This is a genomic window from Brevundimonas vesicularis (assembly GCF_014204545.1).
Classification (GTDB): Bacteria; Pseudomonadota; Alphaproteobacteria; order Caulobacterales; family Caulobacteraceae; genus Brevundimonas; species Brevundimonas vesicularis_B.
Genome location: NZ_JACHLJ010000002.1, coordinates 1 through 24,629, shown reverse-complemented (window position 1 = coordinate 24,629; position 24,629 = coordinate 1). Strand labels below are relative to the sequence as shown.

Genomic DNA, 24,629 nt, shown 5'->3' with positions numbered 1-24,629 from the left:
TACCCCCAGAGAGCTTGACGTGTTTCACCCGCGAAACACGTCGACTGGCCATGGCGTCACGCCGGCCGATCTACCGCCCTCAACGACGGCGTCACCCCGCCCCTCAGCGTGTGACAGCCGATTTCATCCAATGTTCACGGCGCTGTCGCGTTCGACCCCGGAACAGCCACCGACCCTGCCTCTGGGCGGGCTTGGGCGAGCGCCGCTTGCACCTCGGCGCGCGCCGCCTCCATGTCGCGGCGGAAAGTCTCCGAGCGCTGTTCGGCGCCGTAGATGACCGCGCCCGACAGGATGCCGGCCTCGGCGGCGCTGTAGCTGTGCGAGCCGCAAACGAAGCGGCTCTCGGCGAACTCGCGACCGCGCGCATACAGGGCGTCGGCCCGCTGGGGCGCCAGTTCGGCCAGGATCATGGCGATGTGCATTCCGTGCGCCGAATGGCCCGACGGATAGTCGGGATTACCCGCCAGATGATCGCTCTTGGCCTCGCAGATCGGCAGGTCCGTGCCGATGTAGGGGCGCTTGGTTCCCCAGTGTTCCTTGGCCACGCCGACCACCGACCGGTCGTTGCCCGACCGATCCAGCAGGGCCGTCAGAACCGGCGCCTGTTCCGGCGTCAGCCGCACGCCCAGCGCCTGGGCGAAATGGTCGTATTTGTCGCCCGTGACGTCGCCGGTGGCCACGTCCCAGCGCGCCGTGCCCTGAAGCGCGCGGGTTTCCCGGAACACCCCGGCGTTGGCGATGTCGCGGGGCGAGCCCGGCTCGGGGGGCGGGGCCAGCACCGTCGTCAGGTCCGGTCGATCCGCCGGCGCGAGATAGCCCCGGACGGGCGCCCCCGCGATCATCTCGACCGCCAGCCCGTCGCACCGCGCCGCCGCCCGCACAGGATTGCACGCCGCCGCCTGGGCGCCCGGCAGACGCACCTCATAGGTCGCAAAGCGCGGATCGGCCCAATAGTAGTCGGTCGAGACATATTGCGCCCCGCTGGCGAAGGCGGCGGTGCGGCGGCTCACATCTGCGGCCCTGGCCTCGACCGTGTCGGCGTCGGCGCGGGTGCGCACGATGAAGCCCTGGCGCACCGCCGCGCGGATGCGATCCTGCTGGGCCACCGGATCGTTCAGCGTCAGATAGGCGGCGGCGGGGCTGGCCTCGTCGGTGTTGACGAAGATCGCCCGCCCTTGCAGCGACGGCCGTCCCGCCGCATAGGCCGCGACCTTCTCCGGCCCTTCGTCCAGGGCGAAGAAGACCTTGCCGCGCGCCTCGCCGACCGTCGGCCACCCGCCGGCCAGCACGCCCTCGCGCAGGGTGGCGTGGTCGCCGCGCACCTGGTCCGGCGTGATCAGGCGACCGGCGTCGAACACGGCGCGGATCTCGGCGTCCAGCGCGTCCCAGGCCGCCGCGTCGAATTCCATCGGCGCCACGCCGCCCGGCATCGAGGCTGCGCCCGTCTTGGCGTTCAGCATGATCAGGATCGGCGCGTGATCGGGATGGGCGGACGACCAGTCGCGGATCTGGGTCAGACAGGCGACGAAGGTCAGGCACGAACTGCGAAAATCCACGTCGGGCATATGCAGGACCTTCATCCCGGGCCGCGCCATGGCATCCCAAAAGCTCGCGCTCGTCGGCGCGCCCTGACCCGCGCGACCAAGGGCGGAGGCCGGCCGCGCATAGCGCCCGCCCTGGGGATCGTTCAGCACGTCGATCTCAAGCTGACGCGCGCCGGCGTCCAGTTGTTCGACCAGGGGGCGATGGGAGTAATCCAGCCCGGACGCAGCGGGATTGACCGCCGTCATAGCCGCCAGTTCCGCCTCGGGAATGGCCAGTTTGTAGCTATTGTGGGTGCCGACCGCGGCGATGTCGTTCATCCGCAGGGACTTGTCCATCCAGGCCCGCGCGCAGGCGTCGCCGCCCGCAGCCTTCACATCGGCGGCGGCCGGCTCGCAGGGCGATGCGCCCAAAAGTAGGGCGATGATAAGAGCACTCATGATCGATCTCCGGGAGCGACGCCGCTGGAAGTCGCGTGTCCTTCAGACAACGACCGTCAAGCACGCTTCCTCAACAGCCGCGTGACACATGAGGCTAGCGGTCCGCTTGTCTGGCCCCGCTTCAGGCGGACGTGGCTGCGGCGCGCCTGGATTTGGTTCGCGAGAGAAGGCGGGGAAGATGAAGCTGCGGTCTTAGCCGTTGGCAAGTCAGATGGTTCACCGAAGAGTCGAGCCCTCCCGCGCGACGATCCGGGCCAGCCCCATCACGCTCATCTACAGTTCCGAGGTCGGATGAACAGTCGCTGGATTGTGCGGACCTCGTCGTGAAATCGATGCGGCAATGTCGTCGCCTCGACATCGCGCCATCGTAGGCACCTCCCCAGCTTAGCTGAATCTGGGGGATCAGATGTCCACGACCACATTGAAGACGCGCCTGCTTGCTGCTGCGGCCCTGACGGGCGCCATGACGGCTGGATCGGCCGCTTGGGCGCAGGAGCCGGCGCCGGTCAACAACGTGGAGGACGTTATCGTCACCGCGCAACTGCGTGAGCAGAAAACCATCGACGTGCCGTTCGCCCTGACGGCCTATTCCGGCCAGTTCCTGGAAGACCTGGGCATTCAGGAGTTCGAACAGCTGTCGGCCTTCGTGCCGGGCTTTCTGGTGCAGAACCAGTCGCCGAACAATCCAGGCTTCGTGATGCGCGGCATTACCTCGGATTCCGGCGCGGCGACTTCTGAGGCTCGCGTGTCCGTGTTCCAGGACGGGGTGTCGATCTCCAAGTCGCGCGGTTCCTATGTCGAATTGTTCGACCTTGAGCGGGTGGAGGTCGCCAAGGGCCCGCAGTCGACCCTGTACGGGCGCGGGGCCCTGATCGGTGCGGTCAATCTGGTGCAGAACCGCGCGCGTCCCGGCGCGACGGAAGCCTATGCCAATATCGAGGCCGGCAACGAAGGCTATCGCATGGTCGAGGGCGCGTTGAACCTGCCGGTGGGCGAGACCGCTGGCCTGCGGCTGGCGACACGTCTGAAGACGCGCGACGGCTCGGTCGAGAATCTGTTGGGCGGCGAGGATTTCAACGCGATCGAGACTCGCGCCTTCCGTCTGTCCGGCGCCTGGACGCCATCGGACGCCATGCGGTTCGACGTGATCGGAAACTATCAGAAGGACGACGCGTCGGGAACGTCGTTCAAGTCCATCGCCTATGCGCCGGCCGATCCGAACACCGGCGCCGTCCTGGGCGGCAAGGAACCGTGGGAGGGTGCTGCCCTGACACGCGGTGCGGCGTTCGACGGCGGCAAGGCGCTGGGTCTGGACCGAGAAGTCTGGGGCGTGACGGGTCTGGCCCGCATCGACCTGAACGCCGCCTGGACGCTGAACGCGACCACGGCCTATCGCGAGTTCACCAACTACGAGACCTTCGACGCCGATGGCGTGTCCCTCCCGCTTTTGACTGCCGCCGAGGACACGCATGGCGAACAGTGGAGCCAAGACCTGCGTCTGGGCTTTGACAACGGGGGTCAGCTGACCGGTTTCGTCGGCGCCGGCTGGTTCCATGAAGAGGGTTACCAGCGCACCCCCACCCAATTCGACGAGCGCCTGATCCTGGCGCAGCTGTCGGGCCTGCTGGACGGTTCGCCTGCCACGGTCGGCGACAGGACGTTGCCGCTGGCCGCCTATCCCGCCATCGCCCAGGCTGCGCTCGGCGGTCTTCTGACGCCGCTTGGCGCCGGAGCCTTCGCCACGCCCATCGCCGCCAATCTGAAGCCGGCGCATATCGAGACGCCGACCAACAGTTCGGAGCTGACATCCTACGACATCTTCGCCGACGCGACCTACGCCTTCACCGACCGGTTCGAGGTGTCGGCAGGGCTGCGCTACACCCGCGACGACAAGACCACCGGCTTCGCCAGTTCGGTTCAGAGCCGCTCAACCCTGGGAGCCCTGCTGGCGCTTCAGGCCGGCGCAATCCCGGCGGCGCAGGTTCCGACCTTCCTCGGCGCCCTGGCTAACCCGGCCTATCTCGCCATTCCCGCCAATGGCTTCCCCCTGTTCGGCCTGATTTCGCAGCCGACCGCCAACAACGGCGACTTCGCCTATTTCGGCTCCGAGGACGATGGCGTGACCTGGCGTCTGACGGCGCGCTATGCGCTGACGGACGACACCAACGTCTATGCCAACTATGCACGCGGTCGTCGCCCTGAGGTCATCAGCGCCTCGGCCCCGTCCGCGCCGCTGGGGGCGTCCCGGTTCGCTCCGGTCGAGGCGGAGACGGTCGACAGCTATGAGATCGGGGCCAAGTCGTCGTTGCTGGGCGGCCGCCTGCGGATCGACGGCGCGGTCTTCCTGTACAACTACGAAAACTTCCAGACGACGGTGCAGCAAGGCACGACGTTCATCGTCACCAACGCCGGCGAGGCCAAGTCGTATGGTTTCGAAACCCAGGCCAACTTCGCCGTCACGCCGGACTTCGACCTGTTCGCCACCTATGCCTACAACCACTCGCGGTTCGAGAACGGCATCTATGACGGCAACCAGTTCCGCCTGTCGCCGGACAATGCCGCCTCGATCGGCGCGACCTGGCGTCTGCCGGTGTCCGGCGGCGCGATCGTGGTCCAGCCGACCTACACCTGGCAGTCCAAGGTCTTCTTCAGCGACGAAAATGACATCCCGGCGCTTCAGAGCCGCAACATCGTGCGCGACCTGATCCAGGACGAGTATCAGGACGCCTACGGCCTGCTGAATCTGCGCGTTCGCTACACGCCCGACTCGGGCGCCTGGGGCGTCGAGGCCTTCGGCGAGAACGTGCTGGACGAGGACTACATCAAGGACGCCGGCAACACCGGCGACGGCCTGGGCATGCCGACCTTCATCGCCGGACGGCCCGCGTCGTACGGCCTCATATTCAAGCTCAAGCTGTAAGGGTTCGACGATGAACATGGATCGCCGCAGTCTTCTTGGGTTGCTCGGCGCGGGGGCGGCGTCGCCCGCCGTCGCGCAGGACGCCAACACCGGATCGGTCGCCTTCCTGCACGGGGTGGCCAGCGGCGATCCCGACACGCGCTCGGCCGTCTTCTGGACCCGCGTCACCCCGGCCGATCCGTCGGTCGGGGAGGTCGCCGTCGTGCTGGAAGTCGCAAATGACGCCGGGTTCGGCGACATCGTTCGTCGCTCGACCGGTCTTCGCGCGCGGGCCGAGCGGGATTTCACCGTCAAACACGATCTGGACGGCCAGGGCCTGGAGCCGGGACGCGACTATTTCTATCGCTTCGTCGCCAATGGCGTGATCTCGCCGGTCGGCCGGGTGCGGACCCTGCCGGAGGGGGCGACCGCCGATCTGGCCTTGGCCGTCGTGTCGTGTCAGCTTTATCCCGGCGGCCTGTTCAACGCCTATGACGCCCTGTCGAAGCGGGACCGGCTGGACGCCGTCATCCACCTGGGCGACTACATCTACGAATATGGGGCCGAGCCGTCCGACTATGGCATGGCGGTGGGCGCGGCACTGAACCGGATTCCGCAGCCGGCGCACGAAATCGTCAGCCTGGCCGACTATCGGATGCGGCACGCCCAATACAAGACCGATCCCGACCTTCAGGCGGCCCACGCCCGAGCACCCTTCATCTGCGTGTGGGACGATCACGAGGTGGCCAACGACGCCTGGATGACGGGCGCGGAGAACCACCAGCCCGAGACCGAGGGCGACTTCGCGACCCGCAAGGCGGCCGCCCTTCGCGCCTATTACGAATGGATGCCGATCCGCGAGCCCAAGTCGGGCGCGCTCAACGCGGCGATCAACCGCAGCTTCGATTTCGGCGACCTGGCCACCTTGGCGATGGTCGAGACGCGGCTGTTGGCGCGCGGCGAGCAGATGACTTTCGCCGACATGCCCAAGACGCCGGAGGGCGGGCCGGACGTCGCGGCGTTCGAAGCTCTGCGTCAGGCGCCGGATCGCGACCTCTTGGGCGAGCGCCAGCGTCAGTGGGTCGGCGAGACGCTAAGCCGCTCCAAGGCGGCCGGTCGTCCGTGGCAGATCATCGGCAATCAGGTGGTGATGGCCAAGGTCAAGGGACCGGACATCTCGCGCATGATGCCGCCGGAGCAGCTCCAGCAGATGGTCGCTTCCTTACCGGAAGACGTTCGGCCGCAGGTCGCGGCGGCGATACAGCTGTTCAAGCTGGGCTTGCCGTTCAATCTGGATAGCTGGGACGGCTATCCAGCCGGGCGCGAGCGTCTGTACGAGACTTTTGCGGCGGCGGGGGTCGCCCCCATCGTCCTGTCGGGTGACAGTCACGCCTTCTGGGTCAACGAACTCCATGACAAGGACGGCGCGCGCCGGGCGGTGGAGTTCGGGACATCCTCAATCTCCAGCCCGTCGCCGGGTGACCATGTGGGCGGGCTGCCGCTTGGCCCCGCGCTGTCGGCGGCCAATCCCGAGGTGAAGTTCTGCGACCAGACGTCGAAGGGCTATGTGACGCTGAACATCACGCGCGATCGGGTTGTGGGCGAGCTGTGGGCCGTGTCCACAATCGCGGTCAAGCCCTATGAGCTGAAGACGGTGAAGACATTCGCCGTCTCGGCGGCGGGCGAGTTAGTGGAAGTCTGAGCGCTTCACTATGCAGCAGCGTTGCGCGCTCCCCCTGTCACATCGTCATCACTACCTTTATCGCAGCGGTCGAGATTACCGCACCGCCCATCGCGCTCCAGCCGATCTGCAGGCCCTTCGGCTGCCAGATCACCAGGGTGATGGTGACCGCGAAGATCATGAAGGCGACGATCATGGGCAGCTCCATCCCGGTCGACCGACGACCGCAGCGCCCCTCTAGCTTGTATGAAACCATATTTCCAGTATCTTGGAATAATGGAATCGGAACCGGCTATTCTCACGCTCGCCGCCCTGGCGCAATCCAGACGACTGGACGCCTTCCGGCTCCTGGTCCGCCATGCGCCGGACGGCCTGCCGGCCGGAGCGATCGCCGACCGGCTCGCCGTTCCGACCAATACGATGTCGGCGCATCTGGGCGTGCTGTCGCGCGCCGGACTGATCGCGTCCCAAAGGCGCAGCCGGTCGATCGTCTACCGCGCCGATCTGGATCGACTAGGCGAGGTCGTGCTCTTTCTGCTGAAGGACTGCTGCCAGGGCCGCGCCGAGCTTTGCCAACCCCTGCTGGCCGAACTGGCCCCCTGCTGCGATTGAGGCCAATGGACGTCGTCATCTATCACAACCCCGCCTGCGGCACGTCGCGCAACACCCTTGCCCTGCTCCGCCACGTCGGGATCGAGCCGCATGTGATCGAATATCTGAAGACCCCACCCAGCCGCGCGCTGGTGGCCCAACTGGTCGAACGGATGGGCGGATCGGTGCGCGATATCCTGCGTGAAAAGGGCACGCCTTACGCCGACCTCGGCCTGAGCGACACAAGCTTGTCGGACGACCAGCTGCTGGACGCCATCGCGGCCCACCCGATCCTGATGAACCGCCCCATCGTCGTCTCGCCCCTGGGTGTGAAACTGTGCCGCCCGTCCGAGGTGGTGCTGGACCTGCTGCCCCAGGAGGGACTGAAACCCTTCACCAAGGAGGATGGCGAAGTCGTTATCGACGCCGACGGGCGCCGTGTGCGCAGATGAACCGCCTTCGCGATCTGCCTGATGCCAGCCATCTGCCGGCGCTCGATGCGGCCTATCTTTCGAATACGCCGGCGCTGGGTCTCGAAGCCGGTGATCCCCCGCCCCGCATCCTGCTGCTTTATGGCTCGCTGCGTGAGCGGTCCTTCTCACGCCTCTGCGTCGAGGAGGCGGCCCGCCTGCTTCGCCACATGGGGTGCGAGACCCGCATCTTCGATCCGTCCGACCTGCCCCTGACCGATCAGGTGGCGGGCGACGATCATCCCGCCGTGCACGAGCTGCGTGAGCACGCCTCGTGGTCCGAGGGCATGGTCTGGTGCAGCCCCGAACGCCACGGCCAGGTATCCGGGATCATGAAACTTCAGATCGACCATCTGCCGCTCAACATCGTCGGCATGCGCCCCACCCAGGGCCGCACCCTAGCGGTCATGCAGGTGTCTGGTGGCTCCCAGAGCTTCAACGCCGTCAACACCCTGCGCCTGCTCGGGCGCTGGATGCGGATGATCACCATCCCCAATCAATCCAGCGTCGCCAAGGCTTTCACGGAGTTCGACGATGCAGGCCGGATGAAGCCGTCGGCCTATTACGACCGCATCGTCGATGTCATGGAGGAACTGGTGCGGTTCACGGTCCTGACCCGACCTTATGCCCACATGCTCGTTGACCGCTATTCCGAGCGAAAGGCTGGCGGATTACCGGTTGATGCCGCTGCGGATCTTTCAGCAATCGCGGTCGCAGAAAAATGAGCGCCTTCCCCAGCAATTTTGTAGCGCCTAAAAGCTGAACCAGCACGTACTCTACTAAAGACCTGTTCTGAACAAATCAGTGTAATAGCTGGATGGATGTAACACTATTCGGTCTTAAGCGCGGCTGATAGAATCGATGAGATTATTGCATTCCGACCAGAGTTCTTTTGTGACGATTGGATGGACGGAAACTGAGCTGGCAGCTGCTTGAGCATCCACATTATGGTGGTGTTTACAGTTCCCTCGGTACAACCCCATAGACACTGGATCTTGAATCATCCGTTTGACCTCCGCAGGGGTGAAGCGCTTCTTCCTGCGTAGTCGTCGACCTCGACTGTTCAAAGACGTCGTGACTTCGGCCAAGTCCCGGAGGGATGCAAAAAGGGTGTACATCTCAAGGCGGATGGGTGCCTCAAGGGGGTGAGGCTCTAAACGGCCGTCGCTCCACCAAAACCCAAATGGTGCTGCCGCAACGCGCTGAACCGGGGCGGGAGAGTAAGAGATGAGTTGATTTCTGGCGTCGCGGCCGTTGATTGACGCACGCCACATCGCAGTCGCCAGCAAGACGTTCGCAAACGCCTGAGCGCCGGAACGATCAGTATCCAGGTTATCGTCAGTCAAAATTAGGCGCCCGCCAGCAAGGCCAATAGCGCTCGCTAAGTCTTGAAGTTCAGAGTGCGAGCGCGCGACGGTCGAAAGACTGGGAGCAATAATCGCGCTTATAACGCTCCGATTGAGATCGCTTATCACCCGTTTGAGAACTATATTTCGGTCTGTGGGGATGTCTAAACAACCGTACTCTCGAACAATAACGAAATTATTATTAGCCGCAGCCTGTTTGAGCGGAAGGGGTATAAACGACCGATCTTTTTCGTCGGATGTAAACCACACACAGCATCTCAAGAGAACTGGCGTCGCAGAAAACGTTATCGGGTCAATCATAGCCGCGTTCGGTAAGTGGATTTTCAGCTTACAACAGGGAACGACCGATTGATCCTGATCAATATTGTCGCACCGACATGCTGCTAAAAATAATCTTGTGACAAATATGAAAAGATTCCACAGTAGACGGAATATTCGAAAATTGAGGCAAGGCGTAATGTGGTTGACAGTGCCAATGGTGGCAATGATTACAAATTAAAACGATCAGGACCAAGACGGAAAATAGAATCTGTCAACATCGTGTCATGAGTCTATTACAATAAAAGCATAGGTCGATAAGGAGGGGTGCTGGACTGCGTCAAACCGATGCGCAGTGACCCGCGGACAATCCTAGGGGATCTCTATGCTTCGCTTGACCAATATCCTTTTGGCTGGAACCTGCGTTCTGGCTCTTGCTGCATGCGGCTCCGCAGAGGTCGCCTCGCCGGGCGAAGGCGATTTCGGCGGCGGGAGCGGCGGCGGCGGCGGAACGACCAACCCGCCTCCTGGCAACGGTACTCCGGCGAGCGATTGCCCCACGGGATTTGCCAATGTCGGCCTGATCGCCAACGGCACGCTGCGGGTTTGCCAACTACCGCAACAGATTCTCGGCTCGCTGACCGTACCGCTGCGCGCGGGAACCATCTATTCGATCTCGGGTCGCACGGAAGTCGGCACTGACCGAGGACCTGACGCCGCCGCCCCGACTCCAGGTTCGACGCAAGGCATCTTGACCATCGAGGCCGGCGTCAAAGTCTTCGCTTCTGGCGGAACCGACTATCTGTTGGTCAATCGCGGCTCGCAAATCTTCGCTGAAGGCACCGCGACCAGCCCGATCATCTTCACGAGTCGGCAGAATGTCGAAGGCACCACGACCCCGACGTCGCAAGGGCAGTGGGGCGGCCTGGTCATCGCCGGTCGCGCGCCGACTGCCGTCTGCCCCGTGGGCGTCACGGCGCCGAACGCAGCCTGCGTCGGTCAGATCGAAGGCACCAGCGCAAACTATGGCGGCAACAGCCCCGCCGACAACTCGGGCCGCCTTCGCTATGTTCAGGTCAACTATTCGGGCTTCGAGATCTCGCCGAATAACGAGCTGCAGGCCCTAACACTGGCCGGCGTCGGATCGGGCACCACTGTCGATCACTTCCAGTCCTACAACTCGTCGGACGACGGCATCGAAATCTTCGGCGGCAACGTCAACCTCAGGTATCTGGTCATCAACGGCGCGGACGATGATGGTCTGGATACCGACACCGGCTGGCGCGGTGGCGCGCAGTTCGGCATCATCACCCAGAAGCCAACGGCCGTAACCAACGGCAGCCGTGGTTTCGAATGGTCGGCCGCGCCGTCGGGCACGACCTACTTCGCCCAGCCGAAGGTTTCGAACTTCACCATCGTGGGACGTAACGCCGCTGTGGCGGCCGACGCGATCATTACACTGAACACCGGCACGTCGCCGTCGATCATCAACTCGGTCTTCACCAACCCGACCACCTCGGCGGCGGCTTGCCTCGACATCGACGACGCGCAGACGGTGACGAATGCGCCGATCTTCCGCTCGGTCTATTTCGCGTGCTCGCGTCCTTATGAGAACGACAGCAACGTGAACGCGGCTGCGACGGAGGCGGTGTTCATTAACGCCACCAACGTCAACAACACCGCAACCGGCACGTCGACCATGACGGCCCCGGCGGGGGCGACCATGACGAACAACGGTCTGACCTTCATCAACGGCGCCAATGAGACAGCGGTCACGGCCGCCAATGCGCCTGCGCTGTATCCGTTCTTCACCTCGGTCACCTACATCGGCGCCGTCAGAAACGCTGCCGACACCTGGTACCTCGGCTGGACCTGCGGTTTGGCTGCCGGTTCGACCTGCTGATGACGAAAAGGCGGACGGGGACCGAGTCGGGTCCCCGTCCCATTTCGCCTGCTTTCGTCACACCCCCTTCAAGGCGCAGATCATGAAGACACTTACTCTGACCCTGACAGGGGTCCTGCTAGCCACGAGCGCGATGGTCGCGCCTGGCATGGCACTCGCACAAACCGAAAACCCTTCGGCTCCGGTCGAGCAGACCCCGGCGGCTCAGTCGCAAACCGACATCGATCAGACGCCGTCCACCGTCGATGAGATTGTGGTTCTTGGCCGTTTCATCCCTGAGCCGAACCGCGCCAGCCCGGAAGTGGCCGCCTTCCTGACGGCCGAAGATCTGCAACGCACCGGCGATTCTTCCGCCGCCGCAGCCTTGACGCGCGTGACCGGCCTGTCGGTCGTCGAAGGCCGGTTCGTGTATGTCCGCGGTCTGGGTGAGCGCTACTCGTCCGCCCTGCTTAACGGCTCACCTCTGCCCAGCCCCGAGCCGCTTCAACGCGTCATTCCGCTGGACCTGTTCCCGTCCGACATTCTGAAGGGCGTCACTGTTCAAAAAACCTACTCGGCCAGCTTCCCTGGTGAGTTCGGCGGCGGCGTCATCGATCTTCAGACCCTTTCAGCGCCGACCGAAGCCTTCTTCACGATGAAGGCGTCTGTAGGCGCGGATACGGAGTTCACCGGCCGAAACAACCTGATCTATTTCGGATCGCGCACGGACTTCACCGGCTTCGACGACGGCACCCGCAGTCTGCCCGGCGGCATCGACCTCGCGTTCCAATCGGGGAATCGGATTCAGGTCGGGCCAAACTACACGGCTGCCCAGCTTCGGACCCTTGGTCAGTCGCTCGAGAACGCTCCGCTGCGACTTCTCCAGAAAGAGCAGACACCTGCGAATCTTGGCTTCAGCCTGACGGGCGGCAACGCCATGCAGACCCCGTGGGGGACGCTGGGCGCCGCTTTCGTCGCGGGCTATGACAACAGCTGGAAGGGTCGCCAGGGAGTGCGACAATCCGGTCGTATCGACAGCGGTCAGCTAGTGCTGGCCGACGACTACGTGTTCCGCTCCAACGAGAACAATATCGGTCTCAATCTGTTCGGCTCGCTTAGCCTCGCCAACGACGACAACGAGATTAAGTGGACCAACTTCTACGTCCGAAACACGACCAAGGAAGCCCGCTCGGTCGCTGGATTTGACGACTTGGGCGGCGGCGCCTATCGCCGTACCGACTACACCGAATGGTTCGCCCGTCAGCTGTTCACCACGCAGTTGTCCGGCGATCACACGCTAGGCGCCTGGGATTTAACCTGGCGTGCGGCCTATGCGAAGACCTCGCGTGATGCGCCATATGAGACCCAGTTCGGCTACGGCAAGAACGCAACTGGCGATATTATCCACAACATCCAGACCAACCGTATTTCGTTCAGCAACCTGGACGACACCATCATCTCGGGCGGCGCGGACGTCAGCTATACTCTGCCGCTTTCGGATGCGCGTGAAGCCAAGTTCACCTTGGGCGTGGCGAGCAGCGACAATGACCGTTCGTCGCAGCAGCGCCTGCTTCACTTCATCGCCCCCAACGGCTTGACCCCGGAACAACAGCTTTCGCGCGTCGATTACCTGTTTTCTGATTTCAACATCGGGTCGACGCTTCAGCTGGAAGAAATCACGGGTTCGAACGGCGCTTCGGCATATGATGCGAAACTGCGTGTCAACGCCGTCTACGGTCAGGTCGAGGCCGAGGTCATACCTCTGGTCAACCTAAACTTCGGCGTCCGGTTCGAAGACGGCAAGCAAAGCGTCAATCCGTTTGACCTCTTCGGTGGGGCGACCGGCTTTCTTCCGACTGAAATCAACGAAAGCTATGTGTTGCCGGCGGCGACCGTGACCTGGAACTTCGCCGAAGACATGCAGTTGCGGTTCGGTGCGTCTAAGACCATCGGGCGGCCTCAGTTCCGCGAACTGGCGCCGCAGCAATACACCGACGTAGAGAGCGACAGGACCTTCATCGGGAACCCGTATTTGGTGAACACCGAGTTCCTGAACCTGGACGCGCGATACGAATGGTATTTCGCTCGCAACCAGTATGTGACGTTCGGGCTCTTCTACAAGGATTTGGACAAGCCGGTTGAATCCAGCGTCGTCGATCAGGGCGCCAGCATATCCCAGACCTTCATCAACGCCCCGAAGGCGATCGTTAAGGGGGTCGAACTGGAGGCGAAGAAGTTCTGGGAGTTCCCGGACAACGGCCTGTCCTTCATTTCCAGCAAGCGCTGGCTTGTTTCCGGCAACTACACCTATTCCAACTCTGAGGTGAAGGTCGAAGACGGGGATACCGTCACGACTCAGTCCAGCCTCGGCGTCGCTCAGCCGGCTTCCTTCTACGTCATTGACGGCAGCCGCCTTCAAGGCCAGTCGGACCATGTCGCGAACCTGCAGTTTGGCTGGGAAGACGATACGGCGAGGTCGCAAGCCACGATCATCGTGAACTACGTCTCCAAGAGGACCTCGGCGCGTGGTCGTCCCGGCGAGCCGGACTTGATTCAGGATCCCGGCGTGTTTCTCGATCTGGTGTACCGCAAGGACTTCAGCGTGATCGGTCAGGATCTCGGATTTGCTATTGAGCTGCGCAATCTCCTCGGCACCGACTACGACGAATATCAGGAACAGGGCCGCAAGATCCGTATCAACAACTACGATCTCGGATCCAGCGCTTCGGTCAGCCTGACGGCGCGTTTCTAGGAATAGGGCGTCAGGGGTCGGTCCAGCGACCCCTGACGTTTTTACGACAATCCATCCGCAGTCGTCGCAAGTGTCGCACGACCTTCTCGCGGATGTCGCATACCAGTGAAGCCGCCTTTCGCCGATTGGTCTACGAGCGTGAACTTGCCGCGCGCATCGGACGCGACGGCATGTGTCGGGCGTGCAAACGTGATCTCTAAACTTCGCCAGTGGACATCCGCGACTGCGCAGTCTGCGCGCGGTCTTAACCGCGGCTCGCGTCTACGATTGGCCGCTGAGGCTGTCTTGGTCGCCTTGCTTTTAGTTCAAGCTGGGCGTTTGGTGTGGATCGTGGTCGATCCCCGCGCGCCATCCATGGCCCCGCTGCCGCAGCCGACGATCAAGCCTGCCGACACCAGCATATTTCAACGCTTCGACGCCTTTTTCCGCACAGGCGATGTAAGCAGCTTGGCTGATGTGACGAACGCTGACGCGACGCAGCTTCGCCTGTTCGGCGTGCGCAGTGGCGGCGTAGGTGACGGATCCGCGATTATCGGCCTGGCTGATGGCCGGCAGATTTCCGTAGGGGTTGGCGAGGAAGTCGAACCCGGTTTGGTGCTCAAGGAAGTCGGCCAGGACTATGTGACCCTGGCGAGGGGGCAGTCTGTCAGCCGCCTGATCTTCTCTGAAGTGCCCGTTGGGGCGCCGCCTCCGCCTCCGCCGCCGTCCGGCGAACAGGTGGTCGGTCCTGTAGCGCCTGCTTCCGCACCCTCTGCCCCCGTCGCTGTCGTTGATCCGTCTAGACTGATGGCCCAGGCCTCGCTGCGTCCCCGAATGCAGGGAATGGCGATCAAGGGCTTCACGGTCTCGGGCTCCGGCGATCAGCTGGCCGCAGCGGGTCTCCAGGCCGGGGACGTGATTTTGTCCGTCAACGGCAATGAACTGACCGGCCTCGACCGGATCGCCGCCCTCCGGGGCCAGCTCGCCAATAGCGCAAATGCCGAAGTCCGTTTCGAGCGAGCCGGCCAAGTGCAGACGACCACCATAAGGACAACTCGGTGAACCGACGCAGTTCCAACCTTCTTGTCGGCGTTTTGTCGGCGATATTGCTTGTACAGGGGCCGATCGCAGCCTCGCCCGCCATCGCCCAATCCGCCAGCCGGCAGACCTTGAACGTTCAAGGCGCAGACATCCGCGCGTTCATTCAAGATGTCGCCCGAATGACCGGGCGGACCTTTATCGTCGACCCCGCGGTGACGGGGACCGTCACGGTGACCAGTGACAAGCCACTAAGTCGCGCCGAGCTGTTCGAAGTCTTCCTGTCGACGCTGCGCGCCAACGGTCTGGTCGTGACGCCGACAGGGTCAGGCGCATACCGCATCAGTCCAGCGGCCGGTGCGGCGCAAGGCCCGTCGACCGTCGGAACCGAGCGGTTCTCGACCGAGGTATTCCAACTTCGCAACATCGACGCTGCCTCGGCGGCGGAAACCATTCGACCATTGGTGGGGGCCCAGGGACAGGTCTTGCCGAACCCCGCCGGCAACAGCGTGGTCGTTGCGGACTTTGCCGACAATCTGACGCGTATTCGCGCCCTGATTGGCCGCATCGACGTGGATCGTGGGACATTCGATGTCTTGACGCTGCAGAACTCCTCGGCGCGTGAGATTGCGGCCGTCCTTCAGACGGTTCTTGCACCGCCGGGCGGACAGCCCGGACAAGGCATGGTGTCCGTGACGCCGGTCGAGAGCTCCAACTCCGTTATCCTGCGCGGAGATCCTGCAGCCGTCGCGCGCGTTCGCCCGCTGATCGAAGACCTGGACCGGCGCGCCCAATCGGCGGACGACGTCAAGGTGGTCTTCCTCGAACACGCCAACGCAGAACAGCTTCTGCCCGTCCTTCAGCAGATCGTGGGTCAGCAAGTCACGGCAGCCAGCGCCAATGCCGCGCCTGCAAGCCAGGCCCGGTCGGGCGGAGTCAATCAGGCGGCGGCTGTGGACACGACAGCATCGGCGCCGACCACCGTATTGCCTGGTCAAAAAGCCACGATCGCGCGTTTCCCCGGTGCAAATGCCCTGGTGATTTCGGCCTCAGCAGATACGCAACGGATGCTCGCCGAAGTGATCCGCCAGCTCGACGCTCGTCGCCAGCAAGTGTTGATTGAGGCGATTGTTGTGGAACTGAGCGATACGGCGGTCCGCGAGCTTGGCGTGCAATGGGTATTAGCGGGGGAAGACGGCAATCCCGCAGGGCTGACAAACTATCCCAATCGGTCGACCCCTCTGGCGCCGATCGCAGGCGGCGCGGTCGCCGGTCAATTGGACGATCCTAAGGATGCGACCGTCCGTGATCAGCTACAGAGGTTGGCGCTTAACAGTCTGCTGGGTGCGAACGGTTTTGTCGGCGGCGGTGGCGGCCGCATCGGCGACGGCCTGTTCGGCTTTATCATCAATGCGGCGAAGACTGACGAAGGCTCCAACCTGCTGCAGACGCCGTCGCTGATGACCCTCGACAATGAGGAGGCCACAATCCTGGTGGGACAGGAGGTGCCGATCACGACGGGGGAGACGCTGCTCGACGGCAACTCCAATCCCTTCCGAACGACTCAGCGCCAGGACATCGGCGTTAAGTTGACCGTTCGACCTCAGATCAATGCAGGCGGCTCGATCACACTCCACGTGCGTCAAGAGGTGTCGAGCATCAATGGCGTCCTGACGAATTCTTCGTCCGATCTCGTCCTCAACAAGCGAGAGTTGGAGAACACCATGGTCGTCGATGACGGGGCGATTGCGGTCGCCGGCGGCCTGCTCGACCAGAATGACAGGCTGTCGATCGACAAGGTCCCGGGGCTAGGCGACCTGCCCGGCATCGGAGCTCTGTTCCGGTCCTCCAGCCGTCAGCGAGGCCGAACCAACCTGATGATCTTCATCCGTCCGACGATCGTGAGGTCGGAGGCGGACGCCCAAAGGCTGGCCGCTGATCGTTGGGGTTATATGCGCCGGCAGCAAATGAACGCCACGCCAGGTGTTGAGCCCAGCCTGGACGAAATGTTGCGTGAGTATATGCGCGCAACGCCGCCTGAACAGCTTCCAGTCGGCGCCGCCCCTGTCGCATCGGTTGCAGGGGCGCCCCTGCAACCTGTCGCGGATGGCGCTCCGCCCCCTGGCGGTCGCCCATGATTACGCGGATCAATCCGACGCTGCCTTATGGTTTCGCCAAGCGCAGCGGCGTGGTCCTGCTCGAGGCCGGCGAAGTCGCCTCGGTGGGCTTGAGGGAAGGGGCCGACCCGGCGTGTCTCATCGAGGCTCGCCGTGTGCTCGGGCGTCCGCTCAAGATTGAACACATGGATCAGGCGACGTTCGATCGTTATCTGTCGCAGATCTATGCGGGCGACCCATTAGTGACCGGCGACGGCGATGATCTGGGTCTGCCGGGCGGCGGCATGCCCGGCGGTCTGGATAGTCTGATCGACGACATGCCGGCCGCCGCCGATCTTCTGGACACCGCCGACGACGCCCCCGTGATCCGGCTGATCAACGGCGTGATCGCCGAGGCGGTCCGGGCGGGAGCCTCCGACATCCATCTGGAGCCGTTTGAAAACGCGCTGACGATCCGGATGAGGGTGGACGGCGTGCTGCGCGGGGCTCTCAGTCTAAACCCGCGGATCACGCCGCTTCTGGTATCGCGCATCAAGGTCATGGCGCGTTTGGACATCGCCGAAAAACGCGTGCCGCAGGATGGAAGGATTCCGCTCGCCCTAGGGGGCAAGACCTTGGACGTTCGTGTCTCGACACTGCCTTCAAGGGGCGGAGAACGTGTCGTGCTGCGCATTCTCGATAAGGCGCAGGCCGATCTGGATCTGAATCGACTCGGCATGGATCCGCCAGTGCTTGAGGCTTTTCGGGCGGCGCTGACTGAGCCCAATGGCATCATATTGGTGACCGGACCCACGGGATCGGGCAAAACGACCAGCCTCTATGCGGGTCTTTCCCTGCTCAATGATGCGACCCGCAACATTCTGACCGTGGAGGATCCGGTCGAATATGCGATCGACGGCGTGGGCCAAACCCAAGTCAACACCAAGGTGGGGATGACTTTCGCCGCCGGACTTCGCGCCATCCTGCGCCAAGATCCGGACGTGGTCATGGTGGGTGAAATTCGGGACGCCGAGACGGCCAGCATCGCCGTTCAGGCGGCGTTGACGGGACACCTTGTCCTGACAACCGTCCATACGAACGACGCGGCGGGCGCCATCACGCGCCTGCGCGACATGGGCGTGGAACCCTTCCTATTGGCCTCGACTCTTCGGCTGATCGTCGCCCAACGGCTGGTGCGACGACTGTGCGACGAGTGTCGACGTCCGGAACCAGCAGATGTCGCAACCGCCAAACTAGCGGGAGTCGCCGTCGGCCAGACGGTGTGGCGACCGCATGGCTGCGCGCGTTGCAACCAAACGGGCTATGTCGGACGCACAGGTCTCTACGAGCTGATCCGCGTGGACGATCGCGTCCGGCGTTTGATCGCCTCCGAGGCTGGAGAAGAGGCGATCGCCGCGGTCGCGTTCGCGGCGACGGACGGGGGAGGGCGCACCTTGAGCCAGAGCGCCCGTGAACTTGTCGTCGCCGGCGTCACTTCTGTCGAGGAAGCCGTCCGTGTCGCCCGGCAGGAAACCCCGCAGGACGCCGCACACCTTGAGATTCCAGCGTCGCCACAAGGAGTCGCGGCCTGATGGCCTTATTCGACTACGTGGCTGTCGACACGGCGGGCCGAACCGTCACGGGCGCTGTGGCGGCGACGGACGATGCCGCTGTCCGAAAGGCCTTGGATCGAAAGCGACTTGTTCCCCTGAACATCACGCCTTCGACCAGCGCATCGTCCCGCGTCGAACGCGCGCCTTCCGGCAAGCCCGGGCGATTAAGTTCCAAAGCCCTCGCGCTGACGACACGGCAACTGGCGACCCTGGTTTCGGTCGCGCCCATCGAAGAAGCCTTGCGCACGATCGCGCTTCAGGCGGATCGGCCCATGGTGCGAATGATCCTGGAGACCGTGCACGGCGGAGTGATGAGCGGGCGGCGTCTGTCGGATGCGATGGCCCTAGAACCCAGGGCCTTTCCGCCGCTCTATCGCGCGATGGTTTCGGCGGGCGAGACGTCCGGCGCGCTTCAGTCGATCCTTGAGCGTCTAGCCGACAGGCTCGAAATGGATGAACAGGTTCGGGGGAAGGTGATTACGGCCCTGGTCTATCCTCTCGTATTGGCCGTCGTCGCGCTGGGCGTCATCGGGGCCCTGATGACCTTCGTCGTTCCGAAGGTCGTCGATCAGTTCGACAGCATGGGTCAGACCCTGCCGCTGCTGACGCGCCTGGTTATCGGGGTATCGGAACTGATGCAGAACTGGAGCTGGCTCTTGGCGCTCGTGATCGCCATCGGGGCGCTCGGTGTTGCGGCGCTATGGCGGAACCCGTCCTTCCGACTGACGATCGACAGCCTTCAACTACGCTTGCCCCTGGTGGGGCGACTGACCCGCGATCTGCATGGCGCAAAGATGGCGCGGACACTGTCGACGATGATCGCCGCTGGGCTTCCGGTTTTGGAGGGTCTGACCATTACCGCCCGCACCGTTTCCAACCGGGCGCTGAGGCGGGCGACCGAAACGATGGCGGATACGGTGCGTGAGGGCGGCGGTCTGTCTAGCGCTATGCGCCGAGCCGACGTTTTTCCGCCCATTCTTGTTTACATGACAGCCTCCGGCGAGAGCAGCGGGCGTCTGGAGCCGATGCTGGACCGCGCCGCCGACTATCTCGAGCGCGAATTCGCGACGTTCACGGCCGTGATGCTGAGCCTGCTGGAGCCGGCGATCATCGTCGTCATGGGCGGGATCGTCTGTTTGATCGTGTTGTCGATCCTGCTGCCCATTCTTCAGATCAATACCCTGGCGATGGGGTGAGGAGTTGCTTGATATGACCCAGGACCAAAAACAGGCGCAACGCCGCCGACGCGCCGGTTTCACCCTAGTGGAGCTGATGGTGGTGATCGTGATCATCGGTCTTTTGGCGACAGTTGTCGCCATCAATGTCCTGCCGGCCCAAGGCAAGGCCATGGTTGGAAAGGCCAAAGCCGATATCTCGACGCTGGAACAGGCGATCGAAACCTATCGGCTCGACAACCTCACCTTCCCGGATAACGCCCAGGGCCTGCAGGCCCTCGTGACAGCGCCCCAAGGCTTGTCGCAGCCCGACCGCTACCGACAAGGCGGCTATGTACGCCGCCTGCCGAAGGATCCCTGGGGCCGCGACTATCAGTATCGCCGCCCCAGCACGCATGGCGGTCAATTTGACGTCTTCTCCTGGGGCGCGGACGGCAAGGAGGGCGGCGAGGGTGAGGATGCGGACCTTGGCAACTGGCAGAGCTAGACCAGGTCGCAGGTCGCGCGGTGGCTTCACCCTGGTCGAGCTGATGATGACGGTCGCCATCATCGCGATGGCCGGCGCCGCCGTCGTGATGGTGGCGCCCGATCCAAGGCCCGCCGTCAGCGCAGAAGCCGAGCGCTATGCCGCGCGGCTGATGAGCGCGCGCGACGAGGCCGTGCTCACTAACCGACCGATCGCCGTAGAGACGACGACGTCAGGCTATGGATTCCAATCCTTCGATGGTCGGGAATGGACGCGGCTCCAAGAGGGTCCGTTCAAATCGGTATCTTGGGAAACGGGCACCATCGCTGAGCCGGGCCAGAATACATTGAGGATCGTCTTCGATCCGACAGGCGTGGCGGAGCCCTATCGACTGACGCTCAGACGCGAGGGCCGACAGCGCGTCGTGATCGTGGACGGCGCCGGCGAGGTCAGTATTGATGACTGATCGACATGCCCTGCGTGGTGGTTTCACCCTGGTCGAGATGCTGGTCGCACTGGCGGTCTTCGGGCTGTCCGCCATGGCTCTGTTGAACCTGGCGGGGGAGAACACGCGCTCGGCGGCGAGGGTCGAAAGCCGAACTCTCGGCGGCGTTGTGGCGGACAACTTGGTTATTGAGGCGTTGATCGCGCCTTCGCTCAGCGATGGCGTATCTAACGGACGCACCCATCTGGCCGGCCGCGACTGGACTTGGACACGGACCGTGACGCCGACCGATGTCGCAGATCTGCAGCGGGTCGAGGTACGCGTTGCAAGTGATGAAGGCCAGGCAGCGGACCGCACGGCCTTGCGCGCGCGGGCCTCATGAGGCGGACTTCAGAACGGGCCGGTTTCAGTCTGGTCGAAGTCATGATCTCGCTGCTGATTTTCGCGTTGATCGCCGCAGCAGGGGCGACGGTGCTGACACAGACCATCGACAACCGTTTCGCTATCAAAACTGAAACGGACCGTACAGGCGACCTGCAGCGTATGCGGGCGCTTCTGAGATCGGATATCGGCCAGGCCGCCGCCCGTCGCACGCGGGGCACGACGGGGCGACCGCAACAACAGCCCATCGTCGGTGCAACGGGGCCGGGGGCCCCGGTCCTGATCCTGGTGAGAGCGGGCTGGTCCAATCCTGGCGAACAGCCGCGCGCCTCGCTTCAACGGGTCGAATACAGCCTTGTCGACGACCGCTTGGAGCGCAGGGTTGCGCCGCGCCTAGACGGCTCGCGCGCCGGATCGGCTCAGGTGCTGTATCGCGGCGTATCGGCTCTCAAGATCAGCTTCATCAGGGACGGGGTCGAGGCGCCGGCCTTTATCTCCAGTGCAGACAAGCCGATGCCGGACGCGGTGCGTCTGGTGATGACGCTGAAGGGTCTGGGCGAGGTCGAGCAGCTGTTTCTGGTGGGCGGTCGATGAGCTCACGAGGTGTAACCAAGGCGCCAGGACGTCGCGAAGGCATGGCCTTGCTCACCGTGCTGCTGCTGGTGGCGGTGATGTCGGTCGTGGCTGTCGCCGTCCTAGATGACGTGCGTTTTTCGGTCAGGCGCGCCTCAAACGCCGAGGGCCAAGCCCAAGCCCAGCTGTATGCGGACGGCGCCGAGTTGCTCGCATTGCGTCAGATTGAGCAACTCATCGCGGCAGGGCCGACCAGGACGCCGTTGGAGCCTGAATGGAACGGTCGCCTCCTGAGCTTTCCGATCGATGGTGGAAATCTGAGTGCTGTCGTGCGCGACGGTCAGAACTGTTTCAATCTTAACAGCGTGGTTGAGGGTCAGGGGGAGGATCTCACGGCGAGCCCTGCCGGGATCGCGCAGTTCATCGCCCTCGGACGAAGCCTGGGTTTGACGGAAGGGTCGGCGCTCGCCGCTGCGGACGGTCTGGTGGACTGGCTGGACGTCGATCCGGCGACACGAGCGGCGGGCGCAGAGGACGGCGCATACGCCGGTTCGGCCGTCCCTTATCGAACGGGCGGCGTGATGCTGGCCGAGGTCAGCGAACTTCGCGCGATCCGCGGGTTCGACGCCGAAACTTATCGCCGTCTGCGACCTTTCGTCTGCGCTCTGCCGGTTGCTCGGCCCAGTGTGCTCAACGTCAACACGCTGCAGCCGGAGGCGGCGCCCTTGCTGGTGATGGTGTTGGACGGCAAGCTCAGCCTTACGGCAGCGCGCGCCGCGATCGAGGCGCGGCCCCGGAGCGGCTGGCCAAGCGTCGACGCCTTCTGGAGCCAGCCTGCGCTTCTCGGCTCTGCGGCCTCTCCGCAAGCGCGTGAACAGACGAGCCTTCTCACACGCTATTTCGATCTGCGGGTCGATGTCGACTACGGCGGCTCTCGCGCCGTGCGCACCGCCCTTCTATACGCCCCCCCCGAGGGCGGGGCCAAAACCGTCATCCAACGCTGGACCCTCGACGAATGAGTTCCAATACGCGCCTAATCCTGATCCCGGCCCTGGCGTCCGAACCGGCTCCGTTTATGATCGTTGCGCCGGACGGCGCGGTCTTGCAGCGCGGCCTGATGACGGTCGATCCGGTCGAGAAGCCCTTGGCCATGCGAACGGTCGTCATTGCGCCGGGCGCCGATGTCCTGGTCCGTTGGGCGGTTGTGCCGGCTGGGAGCGACGTCCAGAAACGCGCAGCAGTCCTTTGGGCTTTACGGGACCAACTCGGGTCGCCGCCAGAAAGCCTTGAGGTCGCTCTAGGCGAAGCCGTTCAGGGCGAGGCCCAGATGGCCGTCGTGTTCGACCCGGCCTTGCGCCGGGTTTGGCTGGACTATTGCGATGCGCTCGGTGTCACCGCCGACGTGCTGTTGCCGGACATGCTCGCCGTTCCCGCGCCGCTATCGGATGAGGAGGTCGTGGCGGTGTCGTTCCCGCCCAATGTGGCGCTGCGTGGTCAGGGCCTGGCCGCAACGGTTCAACCCGATATGGTCGAACTCCTTACCGAGGGGCGCCGGCTTGTCGTTCCGAACGTTCATGAAGAGGTCGAACGGCTGACGATCCAGGCGTCGGTGCGGCCTATCGTCAATCTGATTGAACGCCGCAGCGCTTCGGTGGGTGGCGGTTGGAGGCGGGTTGCGGCGCTTGCAGGCGTCCTGGTGTTGACGCCGCTGATCCTGACCTTGGCCATGGCGGCGCGTGATGACCTGATGGCGAAGCGAATGCAGGATCAGACCCGTGCGACACTGATGCGCACGGAACCTGATCTCGCGGCGTCGTCCGACCCCAGGGCGGCTCTGGAGCGTCGCCTCATGTCATCGCCTCCAGGCGGAATAACCGGCGTTGCGGCGGCTCTCTTTGCAGCTGTAGAGGCTGTCGACGGCGCTGAACTCGACAGTTTTACCGCCGATCCCGAAGGGGGTGTGCGAGCCACCGTGAGCTATCCTGCGTACGAAGACCTCGATACGTTGAAGCGGGCAGTTGCGAGCGCCGGCCTTGTGATGAGCGACCAAAGCACGGTCGATGATGCGGGCCGCGTCGTCAGCGAAGTCCAGATAGGAACTGCGATATGAGCGCCGTGTTTGATCCAGCCACGCGCTGGTGGTGGTCTCGTACGGACCGTGAGCGGCAGATGCTGGCTGTCATGGTGCTTCTGATCGCTGCAGTTTTGATTTGGTTGCTTGTCGTGCGCCCAATCTGGTCCTGGCGCGAAGCTGCGGCGGAGCGGCGTGACGAGGCGCGCATGATTCTGCTTAAGGTTGACGCTGGCGCGAGACGACTGTCGCGCGATCCGGGTCGGGAAGGCTCACGCGGGTCTTCGGCCGACATCGAGCCTGTGGTCCGACAAAGCGCAGAAGTTGCCGGGCTCATCGTGACGACCGGAATGGACCCCTCGGGCGGCCTGGGATTCAGAGTGGACTCCACGACCAGCGCGCAGATTTTTCCTTGGCTTACAGCGCTGAAGGACGAGCATGGGCTCGAAGTGTCGCGCTTGGCAGTGGTCGAGAATTCGGACGCAACCTTACAAGTCGATGGCGGAATTGCGCCGTCTCCTACGCGAAACGATCTTGAGAAATCGCGCTAAATTCGAAGAAAGCTTAACTCTTGCGTTAAAAGAGCTGCGGAGAATAGGTCCGCCAAGTGCTGTCAGGTTAAGCGCCGTTGGCCGTAACTTGCCCCACCTGACGCCATCTCAGGCAGCAACCGCCCAGGCCGCATCCGCCTCTGCGTGAAACGGCGGAGAGTTGGTCGGCTGACGAGATGTCTCTGGTGTAGACGGTGTTGTAGATCGCTACGGGGGCAGTAAGGAAACGCTGGGCTGAAGCTTGAGATTTGAATAGCTGCTGCTGTTGACGTGACCCCCTGAAACTCCTCCAGGAATAGCTAGAGTCCGCCCAACGAAGGACGGACAGAATGAAGCGATCAAGGTTCACGGAAGAGCAA

General features: G+C 63.5%; 20 protein-coding genes and 1 pseudogene. 18 read left to right on the top strand and 3 right to left on the bottom strand.

Features of this window, described 5'->3' with window-relative positions:
* Positions 1-134 precede the first annotated feature (134 nt).
* Positions 135-1,982 (bottom strand): Ca2+-dependent phosphoinositide-specific phospholipase C, encoded by a 1,848-nt coding sequence (locus HNP47_RS08275; protein WP_184279174.1) that lies wholly within the window; start codon positions 1,980-1,982, stop codon positions 135-137.
* A gap of 406 nt (positions 1,983-2,388) precedes the next feature.
* Here HNP47_RS08275 and HNP47_RS08270 point away from each other — a divergent pair, with 406 nt between their 5' ends.
* Entirely contained in the window at positions 2,389-4,902 is a 2,514-nt protein-coding gene (locus HNP47_RS08270; RefSeq protein WP_184279173.1) for a TonB-dependent receptor, read from the top strand.
* A 10-nt stretch (positions 4,903-4,912) separates the two neighbouring features.
* Positions 4,913-6,583, top strand: a complete 1,671-nt coding sequence (locus tag HNP47_RS08265; RefSeq protein WP_184279172.1) for an alkaline phosphatase — start codon at positions 4,913-4,915, stop codon at positions 6,581-6,583.
* Positions 6,584-6,644: 61 nt separating this feature from the next.
* Here the strand turns inward: HNP47_RS08265 and HNP47_RS08260 are convergent.
* Positions 6,645-6,758, bottom strand: a pseudogene (locus HNP47_RS08260) (ArsB/NhaD family transporter); the annotation flags it as partial.
* Between the two features lie 80 nt (positions 6,759-6,838).
* On the opposite strand from HNP47_RS08260, the gene HNP47_RS08255 reads away from it, so the two are divergent.
* Genes HNP47_RS08255 through arsH form a run of 3 tightly spaced genes read left to right on the top strand, consistent with a single transcriptional unit; the run spans position 6,839 to position 8,348 of the window.
* Positions 6,839-7,174, top strand: coding sequence for a helix-turn-helix transcriptional regulator (locus tag HNP47_RS08255; protein WP_184279170.1), 336 nt, complete (start codon positions 6,839-6,841; stop codon positions 7,172-7,174).
* Positions 7,175-7,179: 5 nt separating this feature from the next.
* Positions 7,180-7,605, top strand: a complete 426-nt coding sequence (gene arsC, locus HNP47_RS08250; protein ID WP_184279169.1) for an arsenate reductase (glutaredoxin) — start codon at positions 7,180-7,182, stop codon at positions 7,603-7,605.
* The gene (gene arsH, locus HNP47_RS08245) at positions 7,602-8,348 is read left to right on the top strand and encodes an arsenical resistance protein ArsH (RefSeq protein ID WP_184279168.1); all 747 of its coding nucleotides are present in this window, start codon (positions 7,602-7,604) and stop codon (positions 8,346-8,348) included. The genes arsC and arsH overlap by 4 nt, the downstream gene beginning before the upstream one ends.
* Positions 8,349-8,462: 114 nt before the next feature.
* Here the strand turns inward: arsH and HNP47_RS16580 are convergent, their stop codons facing one another.
* Positions 8,463-8,897, bottom strand: a complete 435-nt coding sequence (locus HNP47_RS16580; RefSeq protein WP_409360156.1) for a recombinase family protein — start codon at positions 8,895-8,897, stop codon at positions 8,463-8,465.
* Positions 8,898-9,633: 736 nt separating this feature from the next.
* Here HNP47_RS16580 and HNP47_RS08235 point away from each other — a divergent pair.
* The 13 genes from HNP47_RS08235 (at position 9,634) to gspM (ending at position 24,270) form a co-directional block, all read left to right on the top strand.
* Positions 9,634-11,151, top strand: a complete 1,518-nt coding sequence (locus HNP47_RS08235; protein ID WP_184279166.1) for a hypothetical protein — start codon at positions 9,634-9,636, stop codon at positions 11,149-11,151.
* Positions 11,152-11,233: 82 nt separating this feature from the next.
* Entirely contained in the window at positions 11,234-13,882 is a 2,649-nt protein-coding gene (locus HNP47_RS08230) for a TonB-dependent receptor domain-containing protein (protein ID WP_184279165.1), read from the top strand.
* A 285-nt stretch (positions 13,883-14,167) separates the two neighbouring features.
* On the top strand, positions 14,168-14,923 hold the full coding sequence (locus HNP47_RS08225) for a type II secretion system protein N (protein ID WP_260394744.1): 756 nt from the start codon (positions 14,168-14,170) through the stop codon (positions 14,921-14,923).
* Entirely contained in the window at positions 14,920-17,037 is a 2,118-nt protein-coding gene (gspD, locus tag HNP47_RS08220; RefSeq protein ID WP_184279163.1) for a type II secretion system secretin GspD, read from the top strand. Before HNP47_RS08225 ends, gspD begins: the two co-directional genes overlap by 4 nt.
* Complete coding sequence (gspE, locus tag HNP47_RS08215) at positions 17,034-18,587, top strand: type II secretion system ATPase GspE (protein ID WP_184279162.1); 1,554 nt, start codon at positions 17,034-17,036, stop codon at positions 18,585-18,587. The genes gspD and gspE overlap by 4 nt, the downstream gene beginning before the upstream one ends.
* Positions 18,587-19,804: a type II secretion system inner membrane protein GspF gene (gspF, locus tag HNP47_RS08210; RefSeq protein ID WP_184279161.1), complete on the top strand. Its 1,218-nt coding sequence runs from the start codon at positions 18,587-18,589 to the stop codon at positions 19,802-19,804. Before gspE ends, gspF begins: the two co-directional genes overlap by 1 nt.
* 13 nt (positions 19,805-19,817) lie before the next feature.
* Positions 19,818-20,270, top strand: a complete 453-nt coding sequence (gspG, locus tag HNP47_RS08205; RefSeq protein ID WP_165118651.1) for a type II secretion system major pseudopilin GspG — start codon at positions 19,818-19,820, stop codon at positions 20,268-20,270.
* A complete protein-coding gene (locus HNP47_RS08200) occupies positions 20,179-20,715 on the top strand; it encodes a GspH/FimT family pseudopilin (protein ID WP_311770055.1) in 537 nt (178 codons plus the stop codon). The genes gspG and HNP47_RS08200 overlap by 92 nt, the downstream gene beginning before the upstream one ends.
* Complete coding sequence (gspI, locus tag HNP47_RS08195) at positions 20,708-21,076, top strand: type II secretion system minor pseudopilin GspI (RefSeq protein ID WP_165116532.1); 369 nt, start codon at positions 20,708-20,710, stop codon at positions 21,074-21,076. Before HNP47_RS08200 ends, gspI begins: the two co-directional genes overlap by 8 nt.
* Positions 21,073-21,669 (top strand): type II secretion system minor pseudopilin GspJ, encoded by a 597-nt coding sequence (gene gspJ / locus HNP47_RS08190; protein ID WP_184279160.1) that lies wholly within the window; start codon positions 21,073-21,075, stop codon positions 21,667-21,669. Before gspI ends, gspJ begins: the two co-directional genes overlap by 4 nt.
* Positions 21,670-21,710: 41 nt before the next feature.
* The gene (gene gspK, locus HNP47_RS08185; protein ID WP_184279159.1) at positions 21,711-22,667 is read left to right on the top strand and encodes a type II secretion system minor pseudopilin GspK; all 957 of its coding nucleotides are present in this window, start codon (positions 21,711-21,713) and stop codon (positions 22,665-22,667) included.
* An 83-nt stretch (positions 22,668-22,750) separates the two neighbouring features.
* Positions 22,751-23,758, top strand: a complete 1,008-nt coding sequence (gspL, locus tag HNP47_RS08180; protein WP_184279158.1) for a type II secretion system protein GspL — start codon at positions 22,751-22,753, stop codon at positions 23,756-23,758.
* Positions 23,755-24,270, top strand: coding sequence for a type II secretion system protein GspM (gene gspM / locus HNP47_RS08175; protein ID WP_184279157.1), 516 nt, complete (start codon positions 23,755-23,757; stop codon positions 24,268-24,270). The genes gspL and gspM overlap by 4 nt, the downstream gene beginning before the upstream one ends.
* The last annotated feature ends 359 nt before the right edge of the window (positions 24,271-24,629 follow it).

Coding starts and splice junctions, on each gene's coding strand:
- HNP47_RS08275 (WP_184279174.1), bottom strand. CDS start 1,982: ATGAGTGCTCTTATCATCGCCCTACTTTTGGGCGCATCGCCCTGCGAG.
- HNP47_RS08270 (WP_184279173.1), top strand. CDS start 2,389: ATGTCCACGACCACATTGAAGACGCGCCTGCTTGCTGCTGCGGCCCTG.
- HNP47_RS08265 (WP_184279172.1), top strand. CDS start 4,913: ATGAACATGGATCGCCGCAGTCTTCTTGGGTTGCTCGGCGCGGGGGCG.
- HNP47_RS08255 (WP_184279170.1), top strand. CDS start 6,839: ATGGAATCGGAACCGGCTATTCTCACGCTCGCCGCCCTGGCGCAATCC.
- arsC (WP_184279169.1), top strand. CDS start 7,180: ATGGACGTCGTCATCTATCACAACCCCGCCTGCGGCACGTCGCGCAAC.
- arsH (WP_184279168.1), top strand. CDS start 7,602: ATGAACCGCCTTCGCGATCTGCCTGATGCCAGCCATCTGCCGGCGCTC.
- HNP47_RS16580 (WP_409360156.1), bottom strand. CDS start 8,897: ATGTGGCGTGCGTCAATCAACGGCCGCGACGCCAGAAATCAACTCATC.
- HNP47_RS08235 (WP_184279166.1), top strand. CDS start 9,634: ATGCTTCGCTTGACCAATATCCTTTTGGCTGGAACCTGCGTTCTGGCT.
- HNP47_RS08230 (WP_184279165.1), top strand. CDS start 11,234: ATGAAGACACTTACTCTGACCCTGACAGGGGTCCTGCTAGCCACGAGC.
- gspE (WP_184279162.1), top strand. CDS start 17,034: ATGATTACGCGGATCAATCCGACGCTGCCTTATGGTTTCGCCAAGCGC.
- gspF (WP_184279161.1), top strand. CDS start 18,587: ATGGCCTTATTCGACTACGTGGCTGTCGACACGGCGGGCCGAACCGTC.
- gspG (WP_165118651.1), top strand. CDS start 19,818: ATGACCCAGGACCAAAAACAGGCGCAACGCCGCCGACGCGCCGGTTTC.
- HNP47_RS08200 (WP_311770055.1), top strand. CDS start 20,179: ATGGCGGTCAATTTGACGTCTTCTCCTGGGGCGCGGACGGCAAGGAGG.
- gspI (WP_165116532.1), top strand. CDS start 20,708: ATGACTGATCGACATGCCCTGCGTGGTGGTTTCACCCTGGTCGAGATG.
- gspJ (WP_184279160.1), top strand. CDS start 21,073: ATGAGGCGGACTTCAGAACGGGCCGGTTTCAGTCTGGTCGAAGTCATG.
- gspK (WP_184279159.1), top strand. CDS start 21,711: ATGGCCTTGCTCACCGTGCTGCTGCTGGTGGCGGTGATGTCGGTCGTG.
- gspM (WP_184279157.1), top strand. CDS start 23,755: ATGAGCGCCGTGTTTGATCCAGCCACGCGCTGGTGGTGGTCTCGTACG.